At 35.0% G+C, this 8,917-nt stretch carries 6 protein-coding genes and 1 pseudogene; 6 read left to right on the top strand and 1 reads right to left on the bottom strand.

From position 1 onward, the window contains the following. Positions 1 to 91 (bottom strand): annotated as a pseudogene (locus tag AC5LAX_RS04330) (DMT family protein); the annotation flags it as partial. A gap of 76 nt (positions 92 to 167) precedes the next feature. Here AC5LAX_RS04330 and AC5LAX_RS04325 point away from each other — a divergent pair. The 6 genes from AC5LAX_RS04325 (at position 168) to AC5LAX_RS04300 (ending at position 8,855) form a co-directional block, all read left to right on the top strand. Next, positions 168 to 1,982: a recombinase family protein gene (locus AC5LAX_RS04325; RefSeq protein ID WP_055288666.1), complete on the top strand. Its 1,815-nt coding sequence runs from the start codon at positions 168 to 170 to the stop codon at positions 1,980 to 1,982. Positions 1,983 to 2,030: 48 nt separating this feature from the next. After that, positions 2,031 to 2,885 (top strand): hypothetical protein, encoded by an 855-nt coding sequence (locus AC5LAX_RS04320; RefSeq protein WP_081027286.1) that lies wholly within the window; start codon positions 2,031 to 2,033, stop codon positions 2,883 to 2,885. A gap of 261 nt (positions 2,886 to 3,146) precedes the next feature. Then, a complete protein-coding gene (locus tag AC5LAX_RS04315) occupies positions 3,147 to 4,055 on the top strand; it encodes a hypothetical protein (RefSeq protein ID WP_055288667.1) in 909 nt (302 codons plus the stop codon). A gap of 697 nt (positions 4,056 to 4,752) precedes the next feature. Beyond that, entirely contained in the window at positions 4,753 to 5,568 is an 816-nt protein-coding gene (locus AC5LAX_RS04310) for a hypothetical protein (protein ID WP_055288669.1), read from the top strand. A 103-nt stretch (positions 5,569 to 5,671) separates the two neighbouring features. Further along, positions 5,672 to 7,525: an AAA family ATPase gene (locus tag AC5LAX_RS04305; RefSeq protein ID WP_055288670.1), complete on the top strand. Its 1,854-nt coding sequence runs from the start codon at positions 5,672 to 5,674 to the stop codon at positions 7,523 to 7,525. A gap of 328 nt (positions 7,526 to 7,853) precedes the next feature. Beyond that, positions 7,854 to 8,855, top strand: a complete 1,002-nt coding sequence (locus AC5LAX_RS04300) for a DUF3871 family protein (protein ID WP_493263640.1) — start codon at positions 7,854 to 7,856, stop codon at positions 8,853 to 8,855. The last annotated feature ends 62 nt before the right edge of the window (positions 8,856 to 8,917 follow it).

Genomic DNA, 8,917 nt, shown 5'->3' with positions numbered 1-8,917 from the left:
TGATTACTTCCTGAATCACTTTGAGTTGCATCAATGAGAACGGGCCTCCATTGCCTAAAAAGCCTATCCGATTGGCCGGAACCTGACAAGAATACTCACTTAACTAAATAGACTTGCCCAAGTGAAATTTTATACCTATATTTGCTTCATAATCAATATATTACATTATGATAAAAATTATAGGATACGCACGAGTTTCTACTACAAAACAAGACTTATCTCGACAAAAGCTAAAGATTAAGGAGTTCTGTGAGAACAACAATTATGAGTTAATTGAAATTATTGAGGACTTTGGAATATCTGGTGTGGTTGCAGACAGAAAAGGTTATATCGAATTACAAAGTAAAACCTACAAAGATGCAGACATGATAGTAATTTCTGAGTTATCACGTTTGAGCAGGCAAGAAGATGTAACAGAGACAGTTTACAATATTCAACAGATTATTAATAAAGGATTATCTGTAATACTCTTAGATAGTCCCAGTAAAATTTATGAAGCTAATAAACTTTTAGACATTACAGAAATACTTATCCTCACTATCAAAGCATGGGCAGCAGCACAAGAAAGATTGGATATTAAAAAGAAGAACCAAGATGGGAAGCAAGCTCTCTTCCAAGCTTATCCTTATGCAGTTGTAGACCAAAAAATACCTTATGGATATAAAGCAGTTCCTAACCCCAATGGGAAACGTCCTAAATATATTTTAGAAGAAGTACCAGAAGAAGTAGAGAATATAAAAAGACTCTTCGCTTTAGTAAACTCTGGTAAGACACTGGGAGCAGTAGCCAGATATTTCAATGAAAGGAATATTACTTTTAGAGGATATTACAGCACTGTTGCCATTCTAAGCAACTATATCCATAGTGATATTTATAGAGGAATCAGAAGAAGAACACAAAGATTAGGTAGAGAAGAACCTTATACCATCGAGGTTAGAATAAAACCTATTATCAGTGAAGAGGATTTTATGAAAGCACAAGAGCTGATTAAAAACAACTATAAAAATACTCCAACTGGAAAAGTCAATCATAATCCATTAAAAGGAATCATCAGATGTAGATGTGGGAGAGCCATGACTGTAAAAGACAAAAAGCCAGCAGCAGGAATTTCAAAACTAACATATAGATGTAGCTGTGTTGATAGGAAATCTCATCCAGACTTCTGTAAATATAATATTGATGAAGTTTCTTACGACCTTACGAATGAAATATTATATAGTCTTTTCAAATCTATGCACACAGCAGAATATATCAACTTCTTTAGGAACCAAACAGACAATAGAGTTACAGAGCTACAAGAGGAAATAGCTGGAATTGAGAAACGTTTGTCTGCCCTATATCTTGATAAAGAGAACTTATCTAATGAAAGCCAAGATAATGCCAATAAGTTTCTACTAACCACCAACCCTACCCTTTTAAACATTATCCAAGAGAAACAGAACCAGTTAGATGAGAAGATAAAATCTATTGATAAAGAAATTATAAGATATAAAAAGTCACAGAGTAAAAAGATGGCAGACATCGAAAGGATTAAAGATAATAATGGTAAAGAGAAGCTTCAAAACCTTAGCATCGAAGAACAAGGAGAACTATATCATAAATATTTGGAGAGAGTGAATTATATTCCTGTCACTACCATGCAGGGATATTATATTGTACAGTTCCTTAATGGAATTAAATTCTATATAGCTATTACGAAAGTCAGAAGCATTGCAATGGCTTCTCTCCTATTAGACAACTGGACGATTGATGAAAAAGGAATTATAACAGCTAACTATGATACTTTAAAGTCCAGTGATATGAAGAACTTTAGCATAGAAATGATTAGGAAAACAAAGACTATGACTTTACAAGAATATCTTAAATCAGACCTTGCAAAAGAAAGAGCCTTGCATCTTGACCTTAGTTATAGAGAAAGATACTTAGAACAACTTCATAAAGCTGGATTGGATGGTAGGCTCAGACCATTTAAAAAGGAATAACTTCATCCTTTTTAATTATCTTTGCTTCCAAACCATATAAGCAAAGATATGAGACCAATTGAAAGACTTGAAGAAACTTATTTCCCTAAAGGCATAAAGTTACTTGAATACATGGAGGAAGTAGCAGTACTTTATGTACCAGATTATGATATAGACCATGAAACAGGAGAACAATATATTTATGGCACAACCGCCTTACCCTTATTCATAAGAAGATACAATCAGAATAAGCTATATGGTAACTTCACATACGAAGATTATATAGCCAATGAGGACATACAGAATACACTAAAAGGTTTAGGAATTGATATAGATAAGTTCTGGTTTCTACTTCTGTTCATCTTTGACTATACTTGTGGAACGTGCTTGGATGGAATGAAAGCTACAGGCATTGGAATAGAACAGCTCACCAAATTCGCCAAAGCCATAGCTGACAACCATAAGGAGATTAACCAATTTGGAGTGAGTTTTAAGAAACCTATCACTATCTCTGTAAAAGTAGAGGGCAAGCATCAGATAGTAATTGACAATGCCAATGCAATAGGCTATTTGGCTACTACCATCATCAATAACCTAAAGGAGATAGAGGAACATCCTTGGATGCAGAGCCAACAAGTCAGCATAAGCACCCATGCAGAAGAAAAGGAATCCATTCAGATATACCTATTTTATAAAATGTTTAACGACTTCTTCAATCTATCTCCATATAATAAGCAGTTTAATGTCAGACAAAAGAAAGGAAGCACCATATCACTTAGTAAGACATTGCTCATATCAAGGCTTATCTATTTCACCAAGTTATCCAAACATAATAAATTCTCAGAAGATGAAGATGTTTTAAAAGGCTACATCAAGCAATATAAAGACAAGAAAATTGATACTGTGAACAGCATATATTGCTAATAAACTTCTGATAATTAGCACAGTCCTGCTTCATACCATTAAGAGGGTACATGAAAGCAGGACTTTTTTTCTCTCTTTTAATCCTGCCATTATATCCCATCTTTGCAGCGTCAAAAACGATAGCGGACGAGCTGACAATTAAGAGGGGAAGTAAAGCCACTCATTAATTTCTCTCTTTTAATCAGCCCAGAAGCAGGTAGTTTTGCAATATCAAAATTAACAAAAGCTGGAGCGCACCAGTCTAAAAACTGCAAAGAAAATATGATGACTATTTATTTTTATGGCAGCAATCGTGAAATCGTAGCAGAGAATGTAAAGAAGTGCTATTCTATGATTGAGAAATATGGCTTCAATGCAGCAATGGGTAAGATTAAGTTAGTTGGCAGCGAGGATTTAACAGGAGAGAAATTATTAAAAGTTTCCATTGTACCTAAGTCCAATGCCAAACCTCTTTCAATAGACAACTGGATGCTGAATACAGAAGAGGTTACAAATGCTACTGAAAGAGTAGCAGCTAAAGCTCCTGTAGATGGACAACACAGAATGATAGCCATGTTCATACTGGAGGTAGAAGGTTTTCTTGATTTTAATGAGGAAGAAATGACTGAAACCATTAAGAAGCCAGAGAATATGAGTTTAGCATTATTTACAGCTTCTATCAACAATGGCAGACCTTGGAATTATAAAGACTTTAGCAAATCAAAGTTCCAAACAGGAAACGAGAGAATTGATTATATTGAAGCACAAATTCAAGAAACAGGATTGAAGTCTGACGTAATCTATAGTTTTTATACATTAGGACAAGCAGAAATTAAAGCCAATGTCGCCAAAGACCTTAAAATGGGCATAAACAGACTACCTAAATCTTTAAAGTTGAATGCAACCACCCAAGAGTTAGGTGATAAAGTTCTAAAGGCTTTCAAGAGCAGTAAAATCTCTGAATCCACATATAACAATGGAAGATTAGCTAAAGGATTTAAGTTGTTCTACAATGAATACAAACCAGAGATTAACCGAATCCAACAGTTAGTTGCCATGATTGACAAAGATGTGTGGTTTAGTAATCAGAAACCAGACGGTAGTGCTGAAGCCAAACAATATTATAAGAATTTTGAGAAATGGTTCCAATATATGAATGAGAATAGCAACAAGCCTGTAGAAACCGCATAACCAATTAACAATAAAGTCCATGTGACAGGTGGACTTACTCTCCCCAAGTTCTTAGACATTCTGAATAGCATCAAGTCTGATTACTAAATGTGTGGTCTTATCATTAGTTCCTCATTCATGGAATTACTATCTTTACAGTACCACAAACAGATAATCCCACCACACAGATTGACGGACTACAAACTATTCAGAATATCTAAAATGGAAGAATTTACTTATGAACAGATAAGGGTTAAGGCTCTTAAACAGGGAGTAAAAGATAACAAGGTTCACATTGGATTGTGGGCTAATCTTAATAACTATCTAAAGACAAGGAGAAAAAAGAATGGAAAGGTTACTACTTATTATATCGCATTACAGAAGTTGGCTTACTGACAAGATAAAAATTGAAACTGAGAGATTCATATTGTCAAATTTGGGAGGTGTGCTTATTCACTTTTTACTGCGTGTCTAAACACCCCCTCTCTACACTCCTATGCTACATTCCAATAAGACCTATGCAATGTCCTTGCGGACACCGCACAGGTAATCTGTAAGCTGGGAGTGACTAAAATCAATGATATGTGGATTTATAACAATCATTTCTATAACAAGCTGAGCGAACTTAGGAAGTCAAACAAATTAAGTTCCTCTAAAATGAGATTCTTATTAAAGACCAACCAAATCATTTTAATTAAACATATTGAGCGATTGCCTTATGAGTTACGAGCAGCTACCTTTCAAGGAATATACAGTAATGAGCAACAATCTGATTCAGAAGTTAGGTTGTGCTGATGTTTACAGGACATACGTGTTACTATTGACAGCAGACAAATATATGCTGACCACTGACACCACGATAGACCAGCTTACATCATTCGTTGGAGAGAAACCTGCCAACTATAAAGGTGGTAAGAGTTCCAAATCATTCAATGACAAGTTAAGAGCCACAGGGGAAGTCAGCATACAGAATAAGGACAGTGGCAGGAATGACAGGACTTGGACAGATTATATATTCTTTCCTGTCAGCTTTGGACATTACAGAAGAATCAGCAGAGAGTTCTATGATTCATATAACAGTACACTGGATTTAAAGCTCAGAGGATTTATACTCAAACTATTCAGTGCAGCAGAGCCACACAGTCATACAATTACCTTATCTGTAAGAAAACTGAAAGAACTAATCCACATGGGACATGGTACTATTTCTAACTACATAGAACAACTAAGGGATATGGACTTGTTAGATGAAGTTGGAGATTCAATCATATTAAAAGCTAAAGGTTTGCTTATAGACCTACCCAAAGATAAATATGTGGAGGAAGTGAAAGCTGACTTTGAACACATGATAGCATTTAACGAGAGCAGAGGAAACCCCATTTCAAGGGAGTGCATGATTTATAAGAAGTACAAGGAGAATAATTTTGAGGAAGTTAAGGATATGCACGCTCTTATGAAATCATTATCAAATGGGTTGGTAGGCAGGAAGCAGGAGGTAAAAGACAAGGAAGAACTGCCAGATTTAATCTTATAAAGATATGGCAATAAAAGCTCCAGACTACTAAAAAGATTTAGAGTTCTTTCTTTTAAAGGCATATTAGTTATATATTTGCAATATAACCTTATATATCAATTCAATGGCACAAATTCATCCTGACTTCTATACAATCCAGCATCTCCACCAACCAGCAACAGAAGGAGAACTAATCCTATTAGACTTTTTACAAAAGAATCTAAATATGGAGTTTGAGATATATTACCATCCTTTCATAAATGGTGACAGACCCAATATTGTTATTCTTAAAAAGGGATGTGGAGCTATAATCATATCTGTAAATGATTGGGATTTAACTGACTATGCTATTAATGATGATTTGGATTGGTGGAATAATTCAACTTCAACAAAGGTTCAATCACCTTTCTCTCAAATAAATTACTATAAAGAGAATCTTGTCTCATTACACATAAGTACTTTCTTAGAGAAGAAAATGAATAAGTGGTACTATTCAAATATTATATATACACTTGTTTACTTCCATAAGATGTCCCAAGATAATATTGAGAAGTTTATACATGAGAATATATCCAAGGAAGATAATAAGACCAAATTTTTAAAAGACATAAAATATATACAATATTGGGGATATGATTCTCTTACACTGCAAAACTTAGAAGAATATTTCAGCAAGATAAGAATAGAACAACCTTCTTTCTTATTTGATGAAGATATTTACAATAATTTCAAACGCTACCTCAAGCCACCTTTTCATCAATTAGAAGAAGGGATTGATATTAAGTACACTAAAGCACAAGCAGAACTTATTAGAAGTGAAAGCAGACCCAGACGTAAAATAAAAGGGATTGCAGGAAGTGGTAAAACTCTTGTCCTTGCAAAGAGAGCTGTCAATGCATATCTAAGAACTAATAGTGAAATATTAATTCTAACATTTAATCTATCCCTTAAGAATTACATTCGCGACAAAATCAATGACGTAAGAGAGAGTTATCCTTGGGAGAAATTCTATATCACCAACTATCATCAGTTTATTAAATCAGAAGCAAACAACTATAACCTACCCATAAAAGGATTAAAATCTTATACAGATATTAATTTCTTTGAGCCTGTAAAGAACCACATTAAGAAGTACAAAGCTATATTCATAGATGAGGTACAAGACTACCAAACTGAATGGCTGGAAATAATTACCAAATATTTCTTATACGAGGATAGTGAATTTGTTGTGTTTGGAGATGAGAAGCAAAATATTTACAGAAGACCGTTAGATGAGAACAAAGAACCAATAATTAAAACAATCGCAGGAAACTGGAACAAGTCTCTCAACGCTTCCAAAAGATTCACAAGTGAAATAGGGAAGTTAGCGATGAAGTTCCAGCACCATTTCTTAGAGAATAAATACACCATTGACAATATGGTTGTGTTAGATAACCCTATGCTTGATTTTGAACAAAGGAATATTAAATATGCCAATATTGGAGCGAAAGCCAGCACAGAAAGGATATTCAATATCTATAAAGGGACTTGTAAGAAATATTGCCTTAACCCAGCAGACATTACTATTCTATCTGGTACTGCTGATATTTTAAGAGAAATAGAATACTCTATAAGGACTCAATTAAAAGAGAATACAACCACTACATTTGAAACTAAAGAAGAATATGATAAAAGCGAATTAGAGACCAAATCTAAAAACAACTTTGAAGAGAGGATAAATACAATCAGACGATACAGAAGAAATCACTTCTCAATAAAAACAGGAACTGTAAAGCTATCTTCTATACACAGCTTTAAGGGCTGGGAATCACACACAGTCTTTTTAATCATTGAGCCACATAAAAGTGATTCTATACAAGATTTTGAATCTGTTGAGCTTATATATACTGCGATAACAAGGGCACAAGTCAATCTGTTCATTCTCAACATGGGTAATGAAAAGTACGATTCATTCTTTAATGATAATATCCAAAATTAATCTAACAGAACCACAAGCGAGACACCCCTACCCACATAAACACCCCCTTATAGCTCTTAAATAAAAAAGAATGCTTTAACAATGCAGTCTGACTGCTGACAGAAATAAGCATTCTTTTTAATCTGAGAGGGGGCACGATGTACTATTGCCACAGCCTACCAATAATTTACTAATGCTCCTCATTCCCTTTGAAAGAATCTTTAGGGAAAGACATAGAACAGCCTAAGATGCAAGCGAAGAAATTCACTTGTGTTTTAGGTTTGTTCTTGTTAAATCCATTCAATCAATAACCATTTAATTCAATTTCATTATGAGAGATTTAGTAATTATGCCAGCTATGGCACAGCGTAGAGAATCATTAAACATGGGTGAGTTTGCAGAAGAAGCAATTATTGTGGAAGAAGTTGCAGCACCCAAAAGAGTAAACCATTTCATTGAAGCCAACACGCAAGAAGTAACCTTGCAGCACTTACAACAAGACTGCATCATTCCAAGTTTTGCATCAATGGAAGAAACCATTAGTCACCAATCCTTTATAGGTGCAGTAGTGGATGCAGCTAAGGATTACTTTCATGGAGAACAGTTTGATATGCCAGAGATTAGAATCTCACACCCTATCAATGGAAGAATACCAAGTGCATTAGGTAAGAAGGCTTCTGAACTGACAGATGAAGAGAAGACTCTGTTCTATCAGAGAATGTGTTTCTGCTTTGAAATTCCATCCATTGTACATGATGAATACGGTAATCGTTTAGCGTTATCCATTGGTGGAGTGAGAGCATATAACGAGATTAACCTGTACAGTAAGAAATCTGTGGAGAGATTTAAAATCTTCATAGGATTTAGGAATAGAGTTTGCAGTAATCTTATGCTCACTACTGACGGTTTACAGGATAAGATAGAAGTCCTAAGCGTACAGGAACTATATGCAGCAGCATTGAATCTGTTCCATGCTTACAATCCATCCAAAGACCTGCACCTGTTAAGAACACTTGGACAAATGTCAATCTCCACAAGCGAGTTTTGTCAGATAATAGGCAGAATGAGATTATATCAAGCTCTTACACCCAACCAACAGAAACGCTTACCTCGTCTATTGTTGGGAGATAGTCAGATTAATGCAGCTTGCAGAGCATTCGTTTCTGATGTGAACTTCAAGAGTACAGGAGACAGCATTACAGGTTGGCAGCTCTTAAACCTGCTCAATGGTTCTGTGAAGTCAAGTTACATAGATAACTTTTTGGAGAGGAATCTTAATTGCACAGAGTTCGTACAAGGCATTCAACGTGCCAAATTAGGAGATAGTGAATACGCTTGGTTCTTGGGCTGAGTGGATTGTTGATTGACAGAGGAAAGGGCAGCTATTCAGTTAGTTGTCCTTTCTTCATTTTA

This window comes from Megamonas sp., from assembly GCF_986095205.1.
This window is presented reverse-complemented; position numbering and strand designations above follow the sequence as displayed.

What these genes read in the sequence shown, in the direction of transcription:
- AC5LAX_RS04325 (WP_055288666.1), top strand. Translation starts at nt 168, where the DNA reads ATGATAAAAATTATAGGATACGCACGAGTTTCTACTACAAAACAAGAC.
- AC5LAX_RS04320 (WP_081027286.1), top strand. Translation starts at nt 2,031, where the DNA reads ATGAGACCAATTGAAAGACTTGAAGAAACTTATTTCCCTAAAGGCATA.
- AC5LAX_RS04315 (WP_055288667.1), top strand. Translation starts at nt 3,147, where the DNA reads ATGATGACTATTTATTTTTATGGCAGCAATCGTGAAATCGTAGCAGAG.
- AC5LAX_RS04310 (WP_055288669.1), top strand. Translation starts at nt 4,753, where the DNA reads ATGAGTTACGAGCAGCTACCTTTCAAGGAATATACAGTAATGAGCAAC.
- AC5LAX_RS04305 (WP_055288670.1), top strand. Translation starts at nt 5,672, where the DNA reads ATGGCACAAATTCATCCTGACTTCTATACAATCCAGCATCTCCACCAA.
- AC5LAX_RS04300 (WP_493263640.1), top strand. Translation starts at nt 7,854, where the DNA reads ATGCCAGCTATGGCACAGCGTAGAGAATCATTAAACATGGGTGAGTTT.